The organism is Roseibium sp., from assembly GCF_048260565.1.
Classification (GTDB): domain Bacteria; phylum Pseudomonadota; class Alphaproteobacteria; order Rhizobiales; family Stappiaceae; genus Roseibium.
Genome location: NZ_JBLXGP010000003.1, coordinates 18,553 through 39,216 on the forward strand (window position 1 = coordinate 18,553; position 20,664 = coordinate 39,216).

Consider the following 20,664-nt stretch of genomic DNA (forward strand, 5'->3'; position numbering starts at 1 on the left):
ACTATGACCGCTTTCGGGCACCAATGCAAAAACGGTTTTTGCTGCGCTGAACAAAACCCCGTGCCACAACCCGAAGATCACGTAGCCCACGAGGTTCGGGGGTCGAAGCGAGTACAGTCAAGAACCACGTTGCTCACTCCGAGCTGGATTGGCATAAACTATGCCATAAACGGACAATCTGGTGATAGTTAGCTCGTCAAGGAGGTCGCTTGATGCCTCGCGCCAATAAACAACTTAGGAATCTTCGACTGCAAGCAGGTCTCTCACAGAACCAGCTAGCCCGGAGGGCTGGTCTTGTTCGGACTACGATCAGCAAAGCCGAAAGCGGTAGCGATGTTAAATTACGGACTATTTCCGAGATTATTTCCGCTCTTAGCGATTTGCTTGGAAGGGAAGTCAGGCTGCAGGAAGTCATCACTGCCAATCATCATGAACGCCCAAGCTTGGACAGTTTCGATTTCCCAGACTTCGCCAGGGATCGCATACGCCGTCGCATGTTCGATATTGCCATTTCGACAGAAGAACTTGCGTACAGGGCTAACGTTTCCCGCGCTACCATCAACCGTATTTTGAACGGACGGGTAAAAACAAGACGTCAAACCCTCGCGAGGATCGCGGCTGCGCTCGACTTCACCTGGGATGCTCTCATGGAGCCGCCTAGAGACGAAATAATAAACATGCAGGATTATCTGGATCGCGACCCAGACATAGAACCGAATCCCAAACGAAACCTAGCAAAGGTCGCAGAATCGATACCCGAACAAAATCCACTCATCCGCTTTGAAGTCTCACCGGGAAACAAACTGAAACTCGTTCCTTCACTCGACAGCGAAAATGACTATGGCATCATAGAAGCACTAAGAAGCGAACTGCTTGCAAGCAATGGTCCCATAGAAACGCTAAAAGAGCGCTACGCGACAAACCCCAATCTTCCGCAATCCAGCCTCTTCAAACCGCTGACCGAAGGCTACGACAAAGAACTCTCGAAAGACCCGAAGGATATCAACTACGCTGTCCTCTATGCCAGAGGGGCCAGGTTCTATGCTGCCCGCCGAACGGCAGCCCAACAAGTCACATCCAATGAATGGCCAGAACTGGGGGCAGATGAAGCCGATGCGATAGATGCGATCTGCGATCTGCACGGCCCTTTGATCATGGCCTCGTCAGTTGGGAGGCAGATGGTATCCGATGCGTATGAGTATGAGACCACGCCTGACGTTTACCGCAAAGAGCAAGAGATCGTTGAAGAGCTCGGACAGGTCATAACCACCGAGACCGAGATATTTGAAGCTGAGACCGTGGATGACATACAAGCACTCACTCCACCAATCGAAAACGATCCTCAGCCAGCTCGGACACGGCGCGCCGGGATTCTTGTTGCCGGTTCGGTGCTGACCGTTGTCGTCGGGGGAGCTGCTTGGTTGGCAGGAGGAAGCACCGCGTTGTACTTCGCAGTACCAGCGGCAGCAGGGTATTGGGGCCAGAAGTATGTCTGGGAAGTGCTCAAGAAAACCAACGCATTCAAGGACTCATCGGATGCGGATGCCAAAAGCGCGGATGCGTGGATTAAGCAAGCAGAAGAGCAAATAGGGCCACACCAACAACAACTGATGGAGCGGATGTCCCAGCTCATCGAACGGCAACGCCCGCTCTTTGAGAAGATAGCGAGTATGCGGCCAGAGTTTGGATGGGCAAAGAAATTCTTGGGAAGTTCTGAGAACGAAATCACAGCTCTCCCGGAAACTGGAGAAAGCGGATTGAGAGAAACATCTGATGAGGATTGGCATTATTCTGTCAGCATCGACAACCTGCCGAACCAAATTGTCGTTGACTCGATCAACGCAACAAAGGGCTCAGACGTTTTTCAAGTTCAAGGCCGAAGAAGCGTGAACGGGCCGGGCCACATCGGTGAATATGATGACAGGCTATTCTACGAAATTGCGGAAGGTGGGAGAGGTTTCTCCATCAACCCAATCAATGGCAGGGTCACCTTAAGTTCCCCGACTCCGACAGGTGGCATTCACTCAATGACTATCCGTGTCAATGACGAGCAATCTCCCCCAAACACTGCTCAGGGAACCCTACAAGTTCGCATCCAAAAGTGAATAAAACGGTCGTTATAGCCGCCCGCAGAGCACTGATAAAAATCATTGAAAAATCGTACGCAACAAACCCTTAGCAAAACCACTTTTGATTTTGTCGCGGTTTTGGCCAGCCTCAGATGAGCCGACATTCGCGCAACGTGCAGCAATCGTATTTTTTTGGAAACGTTTCATATGCCATCTTATGCGAATTCGGGCGGGAAGCAGTCGTATTCGCTCATCGTTCTCACCGAGCCAAAATCATCGACATATGACGAATGGGGCGAGGCTTCCAAAGCAAAAAAACCGGGTGAGAGGTCGCCCGGCGGTTATTTCATTCGGAGTCGACCAAGCCGCAAACGTATTCCATCAATGACTGCAGTGACGAGTTGTTGTGCGCGAGGACATGCTTCAGAAGAAAGAGACTGTCTGCCTTTTTGTTGAATGTGACACGTTGCTCCGTCAGTGCCTTGCAGGTGGCCCCAATCAGTTTTGCAGCATCGACTTTGGAAACCCACGCTTCGTTGGTCATATCACCATTCCACTCGGAATTATGAAAGCCTTGAGTACCTGCGAGTTCAGAGAGTTTTTCCGAAACAGTTACCTCGGTGTGAGTGCTACTTGGTCCAGAATCTTTCTCGTTTAAGAACGCGGCGATGGCGGCAGGATTGAGGAGGTAGCATTCAAAATGGCGGCGGGGAAGGAAGTGCATCCTCCCTCCAGAATCCCTTTGCATCTCGTCTTTTGCTTCTTCTGTCAGCTCTTCGCTGTCGAAGCTGAATTTTACAGATTTGACCAGTGGAGCACCGGCTTTGCTCAGCCGCTCATAGACTTCAAACACCAATTGCCGGTCTCGTTTTCGACGACCTAGGTCACCTGTTGCTGTAACGGGCGTTATGATCGTTCCTTTTGGCAGCGGCTTACCTGTGGTGTACTTGTAGACAAATGGGAAACAAAGCTCTTCTGTCGGACCTTCGACCCAAACAATGTTGTCTGCCGCGAATACATCGGCCATGGAGACGCCGAGATGATCCGCCACCTCGCGAAAATTTTCCAACTTTTCGAGGTCGAGGCGTTCGACTGTTGACTCGTAGTCTGTGCGTTTGACCAAATGCAATGTATTTGGATTGCTGAAACTGATTACCTCCGGCGAATGGGTCGAGATGATGTATTGATGCTGGCTGTATTCGGTTTGCAAAATCCGAAGCAACGCCTTAACGGCCGCGGGATGCAAGAAGCTATTGATTTCGTCAATGACAATGACAGCATTTTCGACGGTCATAATCGCGGTGAGGATAGCGATAACCTGTGCCACGCCAGTTCCGCTGTTGTTTAGAGGGAAGCTTAGCTCCCGTCGTAGCATTGCTTCGGTGGGCCAAACTCTTATTTCGATGTTGGAATTATTTGGGTTTGAACCGACGCTTATGTTCCCGACCGTTGGAAAAATTTCACGTAGATGCTGAATGAGTTTCGTGAATGTGTCACCTCTGTTGCCACTCAGCGTAAGCAGAACTGCTGGAAGGTTGTTCGCTTTTGGACTCAATCGTTCTACATAACCGTGCGAGGACTCCCCGATAGTCATCCTCTCGGCAGCAAAATAAAACATTTGGCTCCGCCAAAATTCTTGAATAATATTTGGCAAGTTACCCTGACCTGCCCCTTGCACAGAGCCTTCAAAAAGCAGCGCCCCATTCTTAGACCTGAAACTGGAAGTGACGATAGAGTTCCAATATTGTTGGTCATCGAAATATGCGTTAGGGCCCTGTCCAGCCGTGTGTCGTAGTTCGACAGGGATATGCGATTTAGCGAATAGGCTATCCAGATACACTTTAGCCTTCTGATCGCCTGGAGTTGGCATAATATTTTTTTCCTGGCGAAGGAGCATCAAACGAAATTCCTGACCCGAGATGCCGATCGTTAATGAGACACTTGGTTTAGGCAACATGGCCTCTTCCCAGTGCTCATGTGACCTGTGCCGATCATCAGGCAGTCCAGGTTGCAATGCTCTCAACAAAGAGCTTTTCCCCGCATTGTTCTGTCCGACAATCAGGTTGATCCCATCCGAAAACTCAATGTCTCCGGAATCGCTGAATGACTGAAACCCGGTTATTCGGACTTTGGAAAGTTTCATGTCTGAGAACTCGTTCCGATTTTTGATCTTTGATTGCATGGCATATCATATCGCAACTTTATATAGCTAATGCCCGTCGCGATCGCCGCAGTAGCTGCGGGACAAGTGCTACCGTCCCCTCAACCCCTTCCCATCGCTGTTCGCTCCATTTGCCTCGCAAAGTCCAAATGTCAGCAGCTGGTAACTCCGATTGCGAGATCGAACGTCCGAAATGAGGCGCGAAGCGGTCATTGAGTGAATGCCTTGCGAACAACCCTTTGGGCCGCAACTCCTATTTGAAATCGTGACCGAGAAGTCCCTCGAAACGGCATTTAATTCGCCGCTCCACACCACGAATGCGCTTTAGTTGTGGCTCATTCTAATTGCAATTTTTGACAATAAATAATTAACCTGCGGCTGCGTAAAAGCTGCGAATATACCAGTGATTACAAGCATCAAGCCTGATGTTTACCGGTTCCGGGTTCTGCTGCAGCGGCTTTAAGGGATTTTCGTATGCGGGCCTCAAGCCAGGGTAGCAGGCTCATCAGTTCATCCGTATCGCTCGGATCTTCAGCACGTTTGATCAGTGTGTTGTAGGCGTTTGACTGCTCATCCAAAAGTGCGTCAGGGGTGCTCAACGCATCGAGTTACTGTCGGGCACCAGTGTGGCTGGTGGTACCGGTTACTTGGCTAAGCGTATGATATCAATGATGAGTGGTAGCGGAGGAGGGACTCGAACCCCCGACACGCGGATTATGATTCCGCTGCTCTAACCGGCTGAGCTACTCCGCCACAGGTCTTCGCGTTCGCGAATGTGCGCTGCTTATAGTGAGGCAGGGGGCGGGCTGTCAAGCGGTCTCGTGACGGGAAACGGTGGACTTCTGTCTGGCTGCGAAACGGGGCGGATTTCCGCCCGGATCGGGGTGTTTGCGGTCCCGGGCCGTCACGCGCCGGAGGCGGGCGGCTCCGGTTTTCTGAAGGTCAGCATGGTGAACAGACCGAAGGGCGGCACCGTGGTTTCCTGCTCGAGCGGCATGGCCATTCGGGCGAGAAGCCGGGATTTGGAAAAATCCGGGTTCCAGCCCAGACGGTCCGCAAAGCGCTCCAGCGCCCGTTCAGCATGGGCGCGCAGCCCGCTGTCGGCGGAAAAATGGTTGACCAGGATGACCGTGCCGCCGGGCTTGGTCACCCGTTCCAGTTCCCGCATCACCCGCGCGGGGTCGGGAACCACGGTGATCACATACATGGCGACCACCACGTCGAAATGATCGTCGGGAAAGGCGAGGTCGCCGGCGTCCATGGTCGCCAGCTCGCGGACGTTCGGCAGATCGCGGGCCCGGATACGGGCGCGCTCCAGCATGTCCTCCGACAGGTCGATCCCGGTGATCTCCAGGTCGGAGCGATAGTTCGGCAGGGACATGCCGGTGCCCACACCTGCTTCCAGTACGTGCCCGGAGAGCGTGTTGATGTGCTTCACCGCTGCCTGACGGCCCCAGTACAGCGGGGCGCGGAAGATGATGTCGTAGTAAGGCGCCCAGCGGGCATAGGCGGCGCGGACCGCGGTCTCATCAAGTTTGGCTACGTCCCGGCGCAGGCTTTTCAGGCGGGACTTGACCCGGTCTGCAAAGAACCGCACGCGCTCGGGAAATGTCTCGCTTCTGCTCATGCGGTCAGGGGCTCCTTTGCCGAGTTGTTCAGGTTCCAGTTTCCGGCGCGTTCCGCCCGGTCGATCCAGCCGCCGCCGAGAACCCGGGCCTCGTCCGTGTCGCTGTCGAAAAAGACGCAGGCCTGGCCCGGGGCAACGCCGGTTTCGCCGGTGACCAGCTCGACCGAGATCCCATCGCCGTTGCGCCGCAGGATGGCGGGCGCCGGCGGCCGGGTGGAGCGGACCTTGGCGAAGAGGTCGATTTCAGCACCATCCTCCAGCGGCAGGTCGCCGATCCAGTTGACTTCGCGCAGGTGGATCTTGCGCGTGGCCAGCGCCTCGCGCGGGCCGACGACGACGCGGCGCTGGTCCGCGTCCAGGCGCACCACGTAAAGCGGCTCGCCGGTGGCGACGCCGATGCCGCGGCGCTGGCCGATGGTGTAATGGATGATGCCGTCATGGGTGCCGAGCACCCGCCCGTCCATGTGAACGATCTCGCCCGGTTCGGCCGCGTTGGGCCGAAGCTTGCGGATCACGTCTGCATAATTGCCGTTGGGCACGAAGCAGATGTCCTGGCTGTCCGGCTTGTCGGCAATGGCAAGGCCGTACTTGCGCGCAAGTTCGCGCACCTCCGCCTTCGGCAGGCCGCCGAGCGGAAAGCGCAGGAAATCGAGCTGTTCCTGGGTGGTGGCGAACAGGAAATAGCTCTGGTCCCGGTCAAGGTCGGCCGGACGAAAGAGGCTGCGCTTGTTGCCGGAGGCGCGCGAGCGCACATAATGACCGGTCGCCAGAACGTCGGCGCCCAGGTCCTTGGCCGTCTTCAACAGGTCGTGGAACTTGACGGTCTGGTTGCAGGAGACGCAGGGGATCGGCGTTTCGCCGGCAATGTAGCTGTCGGCGAACCGGTCCATGACCGCTTCCTTGAAACGGCTTTCATAGTCGAGCACGTAATGGGGAATGCCGATCTTTTCCGCCGCCCGGCGGGCGTCGTGGATGTCCTGGCCCGCGCAGCAGGACTTGGCGCGGTGTACGGCGGCCCCATGGTCGTAAAGCTGCAGCGTCACGCCGATGACGTCATAGCCTTCGTCCTTCATCATGGCGGCCACGACAGAACTGTCGACGCCGCCAGACATGGCAACGACGACACGCGTGTCTTCGGGGCGGCCGGGAAGATCCAGACTGTTGTGCATTTATACTGTCACTCAGAGTTCATTCTGTCGGTCAAAAAAGGTGGAAACGGTTCGGCCAATTTCCGCCGGCGTTTTCTTTGTCGCTTCGGTGTCCGCCGCTCAAGCCGTTGATCCCACGGCCTTACGGGCCGCGTTCAGGCGCGCTGCGAAAGTCGGCGCACTATACAGATAGTCATCATCAATGCCAATTCCACCGGGGCGGACCCGGCAAGCTTTGCCGGTTGGGCAAGGGATTCCGGGTGGATCTTGTCGCGATGATTCATCCCTCTTTTTCAAGTGGCTGGAAAATATAGGAAAAATTCGTTTTCGAAATTGGCGCGCCGATTGCTTTCTCTCTGGGTGACTTGGTTTGCCCATGTGGGCTTGAGCATTGGGGGCGAGTTTGCTGCCTTTCGGATTGATGACAGAAGTTTCCGCCGGCGCACTTGGGGCCGGGTTCGGTGGTGCCGGCGTCGCCGGTGGCCCGTTTCCCGGGCTTCCGGGGAACGCGTCCGCCTTTGCGGCGGCGTTGGGCGCTTCCGGTGGGGCTTCGCAGGGCGGCGTTCCGTCCGACGGGGCGTCCATTCCGGGGCTGGATCTGAAAGCTCAGAAAACATCGGCTGATGGAACGCCGGTCGTTCCGACCGGGCTGGAGGCATTGTTGCTCGCGGCTCCGGTCGCGCAACCTCCTGTCGCAAACGGATTGGATCTGGGCGGGGAAGGTGCCGCTGTGGATGTTGATGGCGCTGCAAGCGTGTCGGGGGCGGCTGATGCCGGAACCAAGGCCGGTGCTGCGAATGGTGCCGCAGGTGCCGGGGTGCAGGCCGCAGGCGGCTTTACGCCTCAGGTTCCTCCGGCTGCCACCGGCGATGGTGCGTCTCCGGCTCCGGTCAATCCCGCGCTCGCCGACCCGGCACCGGCCGGTAAAGGTCAGACGGTGCCGACGGGTCAGTCTGCTGCGCCGCTTGCGGATCTGTCCGGCGCAGCGGTTGCTCCCGACATTGCTCCGGCTGAGGATGCTGCGCCGGTGACCGGTAACGCAGGTGAACAGACAGGAAATGCCTCGACCGATGAGGCGGTGGCCGATGCGGCACTTCAAAAACGCGTTTCGCCGGACACTCAGCCGCCGGTCAATACGGCGTCTGCCGGAAAGGATGCAACGGTTGCGGCAGTTGAGCCCTCGCCCGTAAAAGAAGTCGTTCAGCAAGCTGTCGAGCCTCAGCGCAAGCGCCGCTGGCAGTCGGAGCTTCCCCAGGATACCCGTTCCACGCGGCTGCAGCAGTCTCTTGCCGCCGATGCCGCGACAAAGCCGCAGGCAGAGAGCAACGCCGATAGGGGTGCTGGTGTCTCGGACGGTGCGAAGAAAACCGCGGCTGCGGCCGGAGACCTCGCGGTTGTCCCGGCCGCCGGCAAGGACAAGCCGTCCTCCGTACCTGCGCAGAGCACGAACAGCACGGCGCAGGTCGCTGCAACGTCCGGCTCCGGTCAGGTTGAAGGCAGTGAGACTGTCGCTGAGGCGACCGATCCGAAACCGGCGGCGGCCGGGCCGGATACCCTGGAATCCAGAAAACCGGTTTCGATATCTTCCGTTGGCCACAGTGGTCAGGCATCCGGAAATCCTGCTGTTGAGGCCTTGGACAAGCAGGTTGCGAAAAAAGCGGCCGATCAGGCTGTTGCCGATCAGGCCGCCGCCGATGAGGCTGCGCTCGACGATCCCGATGCGGTCGATCCGGGCGAGCCGGTACCGGCTTCCCAAAAGACCGCGAAGGGGACATCTGCAGCGGATGCAGCCGATACCGGGACGGTGGCGAAGTCCGGGAATGAGGCGTCTCGTGCCGCGGAACGAAATGCGCTTGCAACTGCTGCGGATGCCGGCCTGGCACGCCTGCCCGTCGATTTTGATGGGGACGCCGAGGCGGACGGCCAGCTGACCCTTTCGCTCAATATGCGTGCGGACGGCAGCAATGGCCCGATCAACACCGGTCGGGCCGACATGCAGCAGGTCCCGACGCAGGCACACGCCTCTCATGTGGCAACGCAGGTCGCGTCGGGCATCGTCCGGCATCTTCAAAACGGCCAGACCCGGTTCCAGATGCGCCTCGATCCCCCTGAACTCGGGCGGATCGACGTCGACCTCAAGGTCGCACATGACGGCAGGGTCCACGCCCATCTCATCGTGGACCGGCCGGAGACCCTGGACCTCTTCATGCGCGACCAGCGCGGCCTGGAGCGCGCGCTGCAGAATGCGGGTCTCGACACGAATGCCGATAATCTTTCGTTTTCGCTGAATGACAACGGCAGCCAGCAATCCGGCTCTTCCTGGAGTGACGGTGAGCAGGCCTATTCCGGCGATGCCGCCGGTGCGGCTGCCGATGACATTCCGGAGATCAGTGACAGCCAGAACATCCAGATGTCCCTCCGTGCACAACAGGGCGGCCTGGATATCAGGATTTAACGCCGGGGCGAACGCCCTCGGGGCGACCCGGCGAACCAAGGAGTATGCGTAATGACAACGGTTGATTCAGCAACAGCAGCAGGTGGTTCGTCCAGGTCTTCGGCGGCCTCCGATGCCCTGCTCGGCAACTACGACCTGTTCCTGTCGATCCTGACCACACAGGTTCAGAACCAGGATCCGCTCAATCCGATGGATTCGTCGGAATACACCAGCCAGCTCGTGCAGTATTCATCCGTGGAACAGTCGATCCAGACCAACAAGTACCTGGAACAGCTGGTATCAAGCATGGCTGCGAACCAGGCGTCGAGCTACGTCAACTATCTGGGATCCACAGTGACGGCTGCCGGAAGCACGGCCATGCTGGAAGACGGCAACGCCAACTGGTCGTACAAGGTGCCCGAAGATGCATCCGGCACCGTGACCATCAAGAATTCCAGCGGCGCGACCGTCTATTCGGGTGATGTCAGCTTTTCCAAGGGGTCGGGGACCTATTCCTGGGATGGCGTCGGCAGTTCCGGCACATCTCCGGATGGAGCCTATACGATCAGCTTCGATCTCAAGAATACGTCCGGGAATTCCGTGCTTGCGAAAACAGAGGTCACCGGCAAGGTCGATGAAGTCGATCTTTCCGGCGAGACGCCTTATCTGAAGGTCGGAAACGTCAGCATCCCGGTTACTTCGGTGCAATCCGTATCCAGCTAAATTATTTTAGGTTTGCCTGGGCATTCAGGCCGTGGGTGAGGGTGCGCGTTTGCGGGCTTGAATCGCAATTTGCATTGAAAAATCCATATGGTTAACAAAATCAAATAATTTGTTTAAGTTTTTAAAGTTTCGACAAGGTTGAATCTTAAATATCATTCATGAATTCGCCTTTTCTTAGTTAACAATATCTCTATAGCGGCTTAGGTAAATTTTAAGCAGCTGTCTGTATTCTCATAATCAACCTTGGTCATGGTTAGTGTGAGAGTACAATGACCGAACAAATTCGTTCGCGTGTAAAATATGTAATCGGTCCCGACGGAAGCCCGTTGACGATCTCGGACCTCCCGCCCACCTCTACGAAGCGGTGGGTGATCCGTAGGAAGGCTGAAGTCGTCGCCGCTGTTCGCGGGGGGCTTTTGTCCCTGGAGGAGGCCTGTCAGCGATATACCCTGACGGTCGAGGAGTTCCTGTCCTGGCAGAGCTCCATCGAGAAGCACGGCCTTGCCGGTCTGCGTGCGACCCGCATTCAGCAGTATCGAAACTAGGCGATCTTCATGCGAAGTTGCCGGGCGTTATGAACGCGCCCCTGAAAGGTCGGCTCTGCCGGCCTTTTTTGTTTTCCGCTTTGAGCTTATCGTGGATAAATGGTTAACGCGGTGGGCAGTTTTTCCCCACCTGAATTGCAAATTGCATAAGCAAGTTTGGCGGAAGTCCGCCGATTTCCGTACCGCACACCCGTTTCGTTAACTTCTTGTTAACCTTCTGCGCGGCAAATTTTGCCTATTGGCTGTGGCTGGATGCAGGCAAGATCGGATCTGCGCGAGATTCGATTTCGGGCAAAGATGCGAACGGGGCATTCGTGAACGGATTAATCGAATTCATCAGGACATTGGGACCAGCACGAATTGCGGCAATGGGGGCTGTTGCCGCGATCCTGATCGGGGTCTTCGCGTTCATCATTTTCAGGGTCACGGCCCCGCAGATGACGACGCTCTATTCCGAGCTGTCCCTTGAGGATTCCGGAGCGATCGTCAATCAACTGGAATCCCTTGGCACGCCTTTTCAACTGGCGCGGGACGGCAGCACGATCCTGGTGCCCAAGGAACAGGTCGCGCGGCTCAGGATGCGCCTTGCCGAGGACGGATTGCCGACCGGCGGCTCGATCGGCTACGAAATCTTCGACCGGACCGACACGCTCGGTGCCACGAGTTTCGTTCAGAACATCAATCACCTGCGTGCCCTGGAGGGGGAGCTGTCGCGGACCATCACCGCCATCGACCGGATCAAGGCGGCGCGCGTGCATCTGGTGATCCCCGAGCGGCAGCTGTTCCAGCGCGACCGCCGTCCGCCGTCCGCGTCGATCGTGTTGAAGGTGCGTGGCTCCCTCGGTCCGGGCGAGATCCGGGCCGTTCAGCATCTTGTGGCGACGGCGGTCGAGGGCTTGAAGCCGGAACGGGTTTCCATCGTCGATGAGGCGGGCCGTCTTCTGGCCGATGGCGTTGATGGCGATGCGGAAGGCATGGTTTCCTCGAACCTGCAGGAGCGGATCAACGGGGTCGAGGCGCGGCTGCGCAACCAGGTGGAGGAGATCCTCAACAGCGTCGTCGGACCGGGCCGTGCGAGGGTGCGCGTGGCGGCCGATGTCGATTTCAACCGGACGACGGAAACGAAGGAGATCTTCGATCCGGACGGCCAGGTTGTCCGCTCGACCCAGACCAAGGAAGAGGCTTCTTCCAGTACGGACCAGCAGGGGCAGGTCACCGTCGGGAACGAACTGCCGAATGCGCAGGCGAACGAAAACAACGGCGGACAACGGGAAGACTCCAGTTCGACGGAAGAAATCGTCAATTACGAGATTTCCAAATCGACCAAGACGGAGATCGTCGAAGCCGGACGGGTCAAGCGCCTGTCGGTGGCGGTGCTGGTCGACGGAACCTATGCGCCTAATGCGGACGGCGACGTAGTCTATACGCCGCGCAGTCAGGAAGAACTGGACCGGATCGCGGTCCTGGTGCGCTCCGCGGTCGGATATGACGAACAGCGCGGCGATGTGGTCGAGGTGATCAACCTGCAGTTCGCGGTTCCGCCGCAGAACGATCTGACGACCGAAGACGGCGGGCTGTTCGAGTTCACCAAGGACGATATCCTGCGCTTCTCCGAGCTGGGTGTCCTGCTTCTGATCTCGCTTCTCCTGCTGCTGTTCGTGGTCCGTCCGCTGCTGCGCCGGATCGTGACGCCTGAGGAAACGCTTCCCCAGGAGTTGGTGATCGGCCCGGATGGCACCCTGGTCGCGGAGACCGAAGTGCCGGCGGACGAGAAAGATGAAGAGGATGAATTCAGGATCGAATGGCTCGAAGATGCGAAGCAGCAGGGTGCGTTGCAGGCTAGTTCCATCGCCAAGGTGGGCGAGATGATCGCGGACCATCCGTCGGAAGCCGTCACGATCGTGCGTGGCTGGCTGGATGAGGCGGCCTGATCATGGCAGCGGATCAACTTCAACGACAGCTGACAGTCAGTGCCGACGAGCAGGAGCGCGAGCTGAAAGGCGCCGAACGGGCGGCTGTGTTGCTGCTTGCGCTCGGGGAGAGCCACGGAAAGCCGATCTGGGATAAGCTTGATGAGATCGAGGTCCGTCAGGTTTCGGCCGCCATGGCCAACCTGGGTCCGGTGACGCCGGGGATGCTGGAATCCCTGTTTGTCGATTTCGTCCGGAAGATCAGCTCCAAGGGGGCACTGACCGGGAATGTGGACGCGACCGAACGTCTGTTGAGCTCGTTCCTGCCGGGTGATCGCGTCAATATCATCATGGAGGAAATCCGCGGTCCTGCCGGGCGGAACATGTGGGAAAAGCTGTCGAACGTTCAGGAGAACGTTCTGGCGAACTACCTGAAGAACGAATATCCGCAGACCGTCGCCGTGGTGCTTTCGAAGATCAACTCCGACCACGCCGCGCGTGTCCTGGGCATTCTGCCGGAGGAGCTGGCGCTCGAGGTCGTCAGCCGCATGCTGCGCATGGATGCGGTGCAGAAGGAAGTGCTGGAAAAGGTCGAGCAGACGCTCCGCGTGGAGTTCATGTCGAACCTGACCAATACCTCGCGCCGGGACAGTCACGAGATGATGGCGGAGATCTTCAACAACTTCGACCGCCAGACCGAGGCCCGTTTCCTTGCTGCGCTGGAGGAGGAAAACCGGGAAGCCGCGGATCGAATCAAGACTTTGATGTTCACCTTCGACGACCTGATCAAGCTGGACGCAGCCAGTGCCCAGACCCTTCTGCGCAACGTGGAAAAGGACCGCCTGGCGATTGCGCTCAAGGGCTCGACCGATGCGGCGCGGGAATTCTTCTTCGGCAACATGTCGTCGCGCGCGGCGAAAATGCTGAAAGACGATATGGACGCGCTTGGGCCGGTCCGTCTGAGAGACGTGGACGAAGCCCAGACGGGTATGGTCAACACCGCCAAGGATCTCGCAGCCAAGGGCGAAATCATGATCTCCAAGTCCAAGAGTGATGATGAAATCATCTACTGATGCAGGGAGCTAACACTTACAAACCGATGGGCAGAACGACAAATCCGTCCAAATTCCTGTTCAACCGCGACTTCTCCGCTCCGGAGGAGCCGAAGGCGGTTGCGCCGGCGGAACCGGAAATTCCGATGATGCCGGTCAGCGACCACGAGCGGTTGCTGGCCGAGGTCCGGGCGCAGGCCTTCGAGGAAGGCCGGGCCAGGGCGGCGCAGGAGCATGTCGATGCGCAGGAGACGCGCCTGACGGAGGAGGTCGCACGCCTGGTCGATGCGGTCGGGACGGTGCTGGGCGGGCTGGAAGAGCACCAGGTCGCGCAGGAAAAGGATGCGACCAGTCTTGCCTTTCTCATTGCCCGCAGGCTGTGTGCGCACCTGATTGCGCGTCAGCCGCTGGCGGAAACGATTGCCTTGGTCACCCAGTGTCTCGGCCCGTTGCGGCGGGCGCCGCACCTGGTGATACGGGTTGCCGAAAAGGATGTGGAAGGCCTGAAGAAAAGGGTCGATCCGATTATCCATGAAAAGGGCTTTGAGGGGCGTCTCGTGATCCTCGGAGAACCCGAGATCGTACGGGGAGACTGCCATATCGAGTGGGCGGACGGAGGCATACTTCGGGATCGCAAGGCGCTCGAGCGGCAGATCGATGCCAGTATCAGAGCATATTTGCAGGCCCGGGCAGACAGCGCGAAGGCGCACAGGGCGCAGACAGAATCCGGCCGCGGAAAGGAAACCGACGCATGAGCGACGAACAAGACGCAGGCATTCCACTGGACGAGCTGGAGGCTCCGGATCGTCACGGCGGTCTTCATGAGGAAACCAGCGGGCCGCAATCGGCCGCCGATCTGGAGGCCGTGTTCGATGTTCCGGTTCGCATTTCGGCGGTGCTCGGACATTCCAAGATGCATGTGTCCGATCTTCTGAAACTGGCATCGGGAACGGTTCTGGAACTCGACCGGAAGGTCGGCGAGGCCATCGATATCTACGTGAACGACCGGCTGGTTGCCCGCGGCGAAGTTGTGCTTGTCGAGGACAAGCTGGGTGTGACCATGACTGAAATCATCAAAACCGATCGCTAGGGGAGACAGTCATGCGGCTCTTGATTGTTGGTACATTGGGCGGTCAGCTGACGGTGGCGTCGCAGATCGCCATGAAGCGGGGGGCCAAGGTCACCCACGCGAATGATATCGAAAGCGCGCTGAAGGTGCTTCGCGCCGGACAGGGCGCCGATCTCCTGATGGTCGATGTCCATCTGGATATCGCAGGCCTTTTGCTGAAACTGCAGAACGAGCGGCTGCATGTGCCGCTCGTCGCCTGCGGCGTCGAAACGGACGCACAGGCCGCCGTTTCCGCCATCCGGGCGGGGGCGAAGGAATACATCCCCCTGCCGCCGGATCCGGAACTGATCGCAGCCGTGCTTGCGGCCGTCGCCCAGGAACGGGGAGAGATGATCTACCGGGACGACACCATGGCGGCGGTGGTAAAACTGGCCGAGCAGGTGGCGCCTTCCGATGCATCCGTGCTGATCACCGGCGAATCCGGTACCGGCAAGGAAGTGATCGCCCGGCACGTGCACAAATGCTCCAACCGCGCGTCGAAGCCGTTCATTTCGATCAACTGTGCGGCGATCCCCGAACACCTCCTGGAATCGGAACTGTTCGGTCACGAGAAAGGTGCCTTCACCGGTGCCGTGGCGCGGCGGGTCGGCAAGTTCGAGGAGGCCGACGGCGGCACATTGCTGCTGGACGAGATTTCGGAGATGGATGTCCGGCTTCAGGCGAAGCTGCTGCGTGCCATCCAGGAGCGGGTGATCGACCGGGTCGGCGGGACGCGCCCCGTACCGGTCAATATCCGTATTCTGGCGACGTCCAACCGTGACCTGGCAGATTGCGTGCGCCAGGGGACGTTCCGCGAGGATCTCCTGTTCCGGCTGAACGTGGTCAACCTGAAAATTCCGCCGCTGCGGGAGCGGCCGGCCGATATCCTGGAACTGGCGAAGTTCTTTGTCGATCATTATTCCAAGGCGAACGGGGTTTCCGTTCGGGACTTGTCCCGCGATGCCCGGCAGGCGCTGATGGTCAACCCGTGGCCGGGCAATGTCCGCGAGTTGGAAAACACCATGCATCGCGCGGTGCTGCTGGCGAGCGGTGACGAGATCGGAGTGGAAGCGATCCGGATGCCGGACGGCAGCCCGATCACCGTTTCAAAAGGCCCGGCGGAACGCGCCGCACAAGCGGCGGAAGCTGTGACACGTGCCTTTGTCGGGCGGACCGTGGCCGATGTCGAGCGCGACCTGATCCTGGACACGCTGGATCATTGCCTGGGCAACCGGACCCATGCGGCGAAGATCCTCGGGATATCGATCAGAACCCTGCGCAACAAACTCAATCAATATACCGACGAGGGGGTCAGGGTCCCCGGACCGGGAGAAATGCGTGCGTGACGGACGCGGCAAAAATCATCGGTAACGGTTTGATCAAGAGCGGATAATGGCGGACACAACAGCAGGCGAAGGAGTGCCGGTCGCGGCAGCGCCCCAGGGCGGCGAAGCGGCGAACCCGGAGGCATCGAGGGCGTCCGGGTCTTTTTTCTCGTTCGCGGGAATCGTGCACTCGCTGAAACGCGGCGACGTCGGCCTCGGCGTCGGTATCCTCATTATCCTGACCCTGCTGATTCTGCCCATTCCACCGATGATGCTGGACGTCTTCCTGGCGGTTTCCATCATCTTCTCGGTCCTGGTGCTGATGACCGGACTGTTCATCCAGAAGCCTCTGGAGTTTTCATCGTTTCCGACGGTTCTTCTGATCGCGACCATGCTGCGCCTCGGTCTCAACCTGGCTTCGACACGGTTGATCCTGGCCAACGGCCACGAAGGCACGACTGCGGCCGGACAGGTGATCCAGACCTTCGGCAATCTGGTGATGGGGGGCAATTTCGTCATCGGGATCATCGTGTTCGCGATCCTGGTGATCGTGAATTTCGTGGTGATCACCAAGGGTTCGGGCCGTATCGCGGAAGTGGCGGCGCGCTTCACTCTTGACGCGATGCCCGGCAAGCAGATGGCGATCGATGCGGATCTGTCCGCCGGCCTGATCGACGAGGCGGAGGCACGGGCGCGCCGGCGGGACCTGGAAAACGAAAGCTCCTTCTTCGGGGCCATGGACGGTGCGTCCAAATTCGTGCGCGGTGATGCCATCGCCGGCCTGCTGATCACCTTCATCAACATTCTGGGCGGCATCTTCATCGGGGTGGCCCAGATGCAGTTGTCCTTCTCCGAGGCCGCGAACAATTACACGCTGCTGACCATCGGCGACGGGCTCGTTTCGCAGATCCCGGCGCTGATCGTTTCGACCGCTGCCGGCCTTCTGGTGTCGAAAGCCGGCGTACAGGGCGCGGCCGACAAGGCACTGGTGAGCCAGTTCACCGGCTATCCCAACGCGCTCGGCATGTCGGCCGCGGTGATGGCGATCCTGTCGTTTCTCCCGGGCATGCCGATGATCCCGTTCCTGGGACTGGCGGGGCTTGCCGGCTATCTTGCCTACAAGGTCGGCTCGCAGAAAAAACAGGCAGAACATACCGAGTCGGTGAAAAAGGCGATCGCGGCCGCGCCCGCTCCGCCGCCTGAGCCGCCGATCACCGACGCGCTCAAGATGGACGAGCTGCGAATCGAGCTCGGCTATGCGCTGCTGCCGCTCATCAACGGCAAGGACCAGACGGGCGGCGATCAACTGACCGAACAGATCAAGGCACTGCGCCGTCAGATCGCCGGCGATATGGGCGTGATCATGCCGCCGGTCCGGATCCTGGACAATATCCAGCTCGGCGCGAACGATTACGTGATCAAGGTAAAGGAGGTCGAGGCCGGGCGCGGCATGCTTTATCCGAACCATTTCATGGTGATGGATCCGGCAGGCGGTCAGGTGAAGCTGCCGGGAACCCACACGACGGAACCGACCTTCGGCCTGCCAGCGACCTGGGTGGAGGCCCAGTACCGGGAAGACGCATCGCTGCGCGGCTACACGGTCGTCGATCCGGCGACGGTGCTGTCCACGCATCTCACCGAAACCATCAAGAACAACATCAGCGAGCTTCTCACCTACGGCGACGTCCAGAAGCTTCTGAAGGAGCTGCAGGGCGAGCAGGCCAAGCTGGTCGACGACCTCATTCCGGGCCAGATCACGGTTTCGGGCATTCAGCGGATCCTGCAGACCCTGCTCAGCGAGCGGGTATCCGTACGCGATCTGGGCACGATCCTGGAGGGGGTATCGGAGGCCGTCGGCATGACGCGCAACACCAACACGATCGCCGAGCATGTGCGCACGCGGCTCGGCCGGCAGATCTGCGCGGCCAATCTGGCGCATGGCGGCTATCTGCCCCTGATCGCCCTTTCTCCCCAGTGGGAACAGGCTTTCCTGGAGTCGGTCGTGGGCGAAGGGGAAGACCGCCAGTTGGCGATGCAGCCGTCGAAGCTGCAGGAATTCGTCGGTCTGGTGCGCGACCGTTTTGAGGCGGCAGCCCAGGACGGAGAAGTGCCGGTCCTGCTGACGTCGCCGCAGAACCGCCCGTTCGTGCGTTCCATCGTGGAACGTTTCCGCGCGCATACGACGGTCATGAGCCAGAGCGAGATTCACCCGCGCGTGAAGCTCAAGACGATCAGTTCGATTTAGAAGAAGAAGCCGGTTTCAGGCTCAGACGAGAATATTAACGCGTGCCATGGCGGAAGCCATACTCGAATAGCTGCCGCCCTGAATGGCGTTGACCGTCTGCCTTTGGGAAACAAGCACACTCGTCGAGAAGATGTTCGCGGAGAACTGCGAGCGGATGTTTTGCGACTGCTGGATCGCCTTGCGCCGCTGGTTCGACCAAGCCTTGTTGATGTCCTTGCGGGAAGGAGCTTCGTGTCGCTTTGCGTAGTTGTTTCCAATAGCAGCCATACCGACAGAGTGCGTGACTTTGGTTAACAGGCGCTTAATTTTTGCAATTTGAGGCCGCTATCCGCTCTAATCAGTTGAGCCGTCGCGCCCCGGCTGGTAACCGGCATGGAAAACAGGAGTACCCATGTCATCCGCTTCGCTCGACCTGAACGGTTACACAGACCTTCCCGACGACAAGATCGCTGTAGTCGTTACCTTTCTCGAAATGACAGAGGCGCCGGACGCACCGCTTGCGGACGACCGGCAGGATGTGTCGCTGGAGCGCTGGAGGTCGCCGGACGCAGCGGAGTACAAGAGACTGTTCCGGGAAATCGGTGAGGACTGGCTCTGGTGCGGCAGGCTCGCGCTCGATGACGACGGGCTGGAGACCGTGTTGTCGGCGCCCGGCCTCGAGGTTTTCACGCCGGTCGTCAACGGGCGCCAAATGGGCCTTCTGGAAATCGACTATGCGGATCCGGAAAATCCGGAGCTTGCCTATTTCGGCCTCGTTCCTTCCGCGGTCGGGTCGGGCCTTGGCCGTTGGCTGATGGCTCAGGCCGTCAGGATGGTCTGGTCACGCCCGCAGACGAAGCGGTTCTGGCTGCACACCTGTACGGGCGACAGTCCGCAGGCGATCGGGTTTTATCGTTCCTGCGGCTTTGTCGCTTACAAGCGGTCCATCGAAGTCATGGACGATCCGCGCGCAACCGGGCTTCTTGAAAAGGACAAGGGTCCGCACGTGCCGTTTCTGGCGAAATAGCCTTAGGCCGCTGGCCTGACCCTTTCGGGAAAGGCGGTGGCGATGGCCTGGCGGTCGGCTTGCAGGACACCCCGCTCCGTGATGAGCCCGGTCACCAGCCGCGCCGGCGTGACGTCGAAGGCGGGATTGGCGACGTCCGATCCTTCCGCGACGATCTCGATGGTCTCGATCGCGCCGGTCTGCGACCGGCCGGTCATCCGGTTGACCTCGTCCGCCGCGCGTTCCTCGATCGGAATTTCGCGGACACCGTCGGACAGGGTGAAGTCGATGGTGGGCGAGGGCAGGGCCACATAGAAGGGAACGCCGTTGTCTTTTGCGGCGAGCGCCTTCAGATAGGTTCCGATCTTGTTACAGACATCGCCGGAGGCCGTGGTGCGGTCCGTGCCGACGATAACCATGTCCACCTGGCCGTGTTGCATCAGGTGGCCGCCGGCATTGTCGACGATGACCGTGTGCGGCACGCCGTGGTGGCCCAGTTCCCAGGCGGTCAGAAAGGCGCCCTGGTTGCGGGGGCGGGTCTCGTCCACCCAGACATGAACCGGAATGCCGGACTCGTGGGACATATAGATCGGCGCCGTCGCCGTGCCCCAGTCGACGGTGGCAAGCCAGCCGGCATTGCAGTGGGTGAGAATGTTGACCGGTTCGCCGGGCGCCTTCGTCTTGGCGATTTCGGTGATCAGATCCATGCCGTGCATGCCGATCGCCATGTTGATGGCAATGTCTTCGTCGCACACCTGTGCGGCCAGCTTGTAGGCGGTTTCCTTACGGTTTTCCGGAGGGATCTGAATGAGCGTCCTGCGGGCAAGATCCAGAGCCCAGCGGAGATTGACGGCCGTCGGCCGGGTCTGCAGCAAAGTCTGGCAGGCCGTGTCGAGCGAATCGTCCGACGCGTCCTCGCACATGGCGAGGGCCACGCCGTAAGCGGCAGTCGCGCCGATCAGGGGCGCTCCGCGCACCTGCATGACCCGGATCGCATGAGCAGCGTCTTCCATCGTCCGCAGCAAGGTCGTCTCGAAGGCATAAGGGAACCTGGTCTGGTCGATGATTTCGACGCTTTCGCCGTCATCGGCGACCCAGATGGTGCGGTATTTTTCCCCGTTTACATTCATGGCGCCGGCCTCCGGTGAATCTACTCTTCGATCTGCATAACGTATCACCGGCATGTTCGCCAGCATCTGAGTTCTGGCAAATTTGACCGAAATAGCTTAATTGTTGTTAACCATTATTGCCGCAATGCCGGTGGAAGACGGTGATAGCCGGTCTTGCGTCTGTTTTCCCGCGGTAAGAATTGGTTAAGACTGATCGTGTGAG

Annotated in this window: 16 protein-coding genes and 1 tRNA gene; 11 read left to right on the forward strand and 6 right to left on the reverse strand. The window is 59.0% G+C overall.

Annotated elements, in window-relative coordinates; genetic code table 11:
• The first annotated feature begins 212 nt into the window (after window positions 1–212).
• Window positions 213–2,105, forward strand: coding sequence for a helix-turn-helix transcriptional regulator (locus ACN0SO_RS08280; RefSeq protein ID WP_417676465.1), 1,893 nt, complete (start codon window positions 213–215; stop codon window positions 2,103–2,105).
• A gap of 310 nt (window positions 2,106–2,415) precedes the next feature.
• Here the strand turns inward: ACN0SO_RS08280 and ACN0SO_RS08285 are convergent, their stop codons facing one another.
• The 4 genes from ACN0SO_RS08285 to mnmA form a co-directional block, all read right to left on the reverse strand.
• Window positions 2,416–4,212 (reverse strand): ATP-dependent nuclease, encoded by a 1,797-nt coding sequence (locus ACN0SO_RS08285; protein WP_417676467.1) that lies wholly within the window; start codon window positions 4,210–4,212, stop codon window positions 2,416–2,418.
• A gap of 694 nt (window positions 4,213–4,906) precedes the next feature.
• Window positions 4,907–4,983 (reverse strand) — tRNA-Met (locus tag ACN0SO_RS08290).
• Between the two features lie 151 nt (window positions 4,984–5,134).
• Complete coding sequence (locus tag ACN0SO_RS08295) at window positions 5,135–5,857, reverse strand: class I SAM-dependent DNA methyltransferase (protein WP_417676469.1); 723 nt, start codon at window positions 5,855–5,857, stop codon at window positions 5,135–5,137.
• Complete coding sequence (gene mnmA, locus ACN0SO_RS08300; protein WP_417676471.1) at window positions 5,854–7,026, reverse strand: tRNA 2-thiouridine(34) synthase MnmA; 1,173 nt, start codon at window positions 7,024–7,026, stop codon at window positions 5,854–5,856. Before mnmA ends, ACN0SO_RS08295 begins: the two co-directional genes overlap by 4 nt.
• A 400-nt stretch (window positions 7,027–7,426) precedes the next feature.
• On the opposite strand from mnmA, the gene ACN0SO_RS08305 reads away from it, so the two are divergent.
• The 9 genes from ACN0SO_RS08305 to flhA all read left to right on the forward strand — a co-directional run bounded on the left by ACN0SO_RS08305 (window position 7,427) and on the right by flhA (window position 18,347).
• Window positions 7,427–9,460 (forward strand): flagellar hook-length control protein FliK, encoded by a 2,034-nt coding sequence (locus ACN0SO_RS08305; RefSeq protein WP_417676473.1) that lies wholly within the window; start codon window positions 7,427–7,429, stop codon window positions 9,458–9,460.
• Between the two features lie 51 nt (window positions 9,461–9,511).
• Complete coding sequence (locus ACN0SO_RS08310) at window positions 9,512–10,162, forward strand: flagellar hook assembly protein FlgD (protein WP_417676475.1); 651 nt, start codon at window positions 9,512–9,514, stop codon at window positions 10,160–10,162.
• Between the two features lie 269 nt (window positions 10,163–10,431).
• Window positions 10,432–10,707: a DUF1153 domain-containing protein gene (locus ACN0SO_RS08315; protein ID WP_190294396.1), complete on the forward strand. Its 276-nt coding sequence runs from the start codon at window positions 10,432–10,434 to the stop codon at window positions 10,705–10,707.
• 368 nt (window positions 10,708–11,075) lie between these two features.
• Window positions 11,076–12,638 carry a flagellar basal-body MS-ring/collar protein FliF gene (gene fliF / locus ACN0SO_RS08320; RefSeq protein WP_417676478.1) on the forward strand — a complete coding sequence of 521 codons (1,563 nt, stop codon included), beginning with the start codon at window positions 11,076–11,078 and terminating at the stop codon, window positions 12,636–12,638.
• A gap of 2 nt (window positions 12,639–12,640) precedes the next feature.
• The gene (gene fliG, locus ACN0SO_RS08325) at window positions 12,641–13,690 is read left to right on the forward strand and encodes a flagellar motor switch protein FliG (RefSeq protein WP_417676480.1); all 1,050 of its coding nucleotides are present in this window, start codon (window positions 12,641–12,643) and stop codon (window positions 13,688–13,690) included.
• 26 nt (window positions 13,691–13,716) lie between these two features.
• Entirely contained in the window at window positions 13,717–14,424 is a 708-nt protein-coding gene (locus tag ACN0SO_RS08330) for a FliH/SctL family protein (RefSeq protein ID WP_417676482.1), read from the forward strand.
• A complete protein-coding gene (gene fliN / locus ACN0SO_RS08335) occupies window positions 14,421–14,759 on the forward strand; it encodes a flagellar motor switch protein FliN (protein ID WP_417676484.1) in 339 nt (112 codons plus the stop codon). Before ACN0SO_RS08330 ends, fliN begins: the two co-directional genes overlap by 4 nt.
• An 11-nt stretch (window positions 14,760–14,770) precedes the next feature.
• Window positions 14,771–16,123, forward strand: a complete 1,353-nt coding sequence (locus ACN0SO_RS08340) for a sigma-54-dependent transcriptional regulator (RefSeq protein WP_417676486.1) — start codon at window positions 14,771–14,773, stop codon at window positions 16,121–16,123.
• Between the two features lie 46 nt (window positions 16,124–16,169).
• Window positions 16,170–18,347, forward strand: a complete 2,178-nt coding sequence (flhA, locus tag ACN0SO_RS08345) for a flagellar biosynthesis protein FlhA (protein WP_417676488.1) — start codon at window positions 16,170–16,172, stop codon at window positions 18,345–18,347.
• 21 nt (window positions 18,348–18,368) lie between these two features.
• On the opposite strand, the gene ACN0SO_RS08350 is transcribed toward flhA, so the two are convergent.
• Window positions 18,369–18,614, reverse strand: coding sequence for a hypothetical protein (locus ACN0SO_RS08350; protein WP_417676490.1), 246 nt, complete (start codon window positions 18,612–18,614; stop codon window positions 18,369–18,371).
• A 124-nt stretch (window positions 18,615–18,738) separates the two neighbouring features.
• Here ACN0SO_RS08350 and ACN0SO_RS08355 point away from each other — a divergent pair, with 124 nt between their 5' ends.
• Complete coding sequence (locus ACN0SO_RS08355; RefSeq protein ID WP_417676492.1) at window positions 18,739–19,353, forward strand: GNAT family N-acetyltransferase; 615 nt, start codon at window positions 18,739–18,741, stop codon at window positions 19,351–19,353.
• Between the two features lie 2 nt (window positions 19,354–19,355).
• Here ACN0SO_RS08355 and mtnA read toward each other — a convergent pair whose 3' ends face one another.
• Window positions 19,356–20,462, reverse strand: coding sequence for an S-methyl-5-thioribose-1-phosphate isomerase (gene mtnA / locus ACN0SO_RS08360; RefSeq protein ID WP_417676494.1), 1,107 nt, complete (start codon window positions 20,460–20,462; stop codon window positions 19,356–19,358).
• Window positions 20,463–20,664 lie beyond the last annotated feature (202 nt).

Coding starts and splice junctions, on each gene's coding strand:
- fliN (WP_417676484.1), top strand. CDS start 14,421: ATGAGCGACGAACAAGACGCAGGCATTCCACTGGACGAGCTGGAGGCT.
- ACN0SO_RS08310 (WP_417676475.1), top strand. CDS start 9,512: ATGACAACGGTTGATTCAGCAACAGCAGCAGGTGGTTCGTCCAGGTCT.
- ACN0SO_RS08295 (WP_417676469.1), bottom strand. CDS start 5,857: ATGAGCAGAAGCGAGACATTTCCCGAGCGCGTGCGGTTCTTTGCAGAC.
- fliG (WP_417676480.1), top strand. CDS start 12,641: ATGGCAGCGGATCAACTTCAACGACAGCTGACAGTCAGTGCCGACGAG.
- ACN0SO_RS08340 (WP_417676486.1), top strand. CDS start 14,771: ATGCGGCTCTTGATTGTTGGTACATTGGGCGGTCAGCTGACGGTGGCG.
- mtnA (WP_417676494.1), bottom strand. CDS start 20,462: ATGAATGTAAACGGGGAAAAATACCGCACCATCTGGGTCGCCGATGAC.
- ACN0SO_RS08285 (WP_417676467.1), bottom strand. CDS start 4,212: ATGAAACTTTCCAAAGTCCGAATAACCGGGTTTCAGTCATTCAGCGAT.
- ACN0SO_RS08305 (WP_417676473.1), top strand. CDS start 7,427: ATGACAGAAGTTTCCGCCGGCGCACTTGGGGCCGGGTTCGGTGGTGCC.
- fliF (WP_417676478.1), top strand. CDS start 11,076: ATGGGGGCTGTTGCCGCGATCCTGATCGGGGTCTTCGCGTTCATCATT.
- ACN0SO_RS08330 (WP_417676482.1), top strand. CDS start 13,717: ATGGGCAGAACGACAAATCCGTCCAAATTCCTGTTCAACCGCGACTTC.
- ACN0SO_RS08350 (WP_417676490.1), bottom strand. CDS start 18,614: ATGGCTGCTATTGGAAACAACTACGCAAAGCGACACGAAGCTCCTTCC.
- flhA (WP_417676488.1), top strand. CDS start 16,170: ATGGCGGACACAACAGCAGGCGAAGGAGTGCCGGTCGCGGCAGCGCCC.
- mnmA (WP_417676471.1), bottom strand. CDS start 7,026: ATGCACAACAGTCTGGATCTTCCCGGCCGCCCCGAAGACACGCGTGTC.
- ACN0SO_RS08280 (WP_417676465.1), top strand. CDS start 213: ATGCCTCGCGCCAATAAACAACTTAGGAATCTTCGACTGCAAGCAGGT.
- ACN0SO_RS08355 (WP_417676492.1), top strand. CDS start 18,739: ATGTCATCCGCTTCGCTCGACCTGAACGGTTACACAGACCTTCCCGAC.
- ACN0SO_RS08315 (WP_190294396.1), top strand. CDS start 10,432: ATGACCGAACAAATTCGTTCGCGTGTAAAATATGTAATCGGTCCCGAC.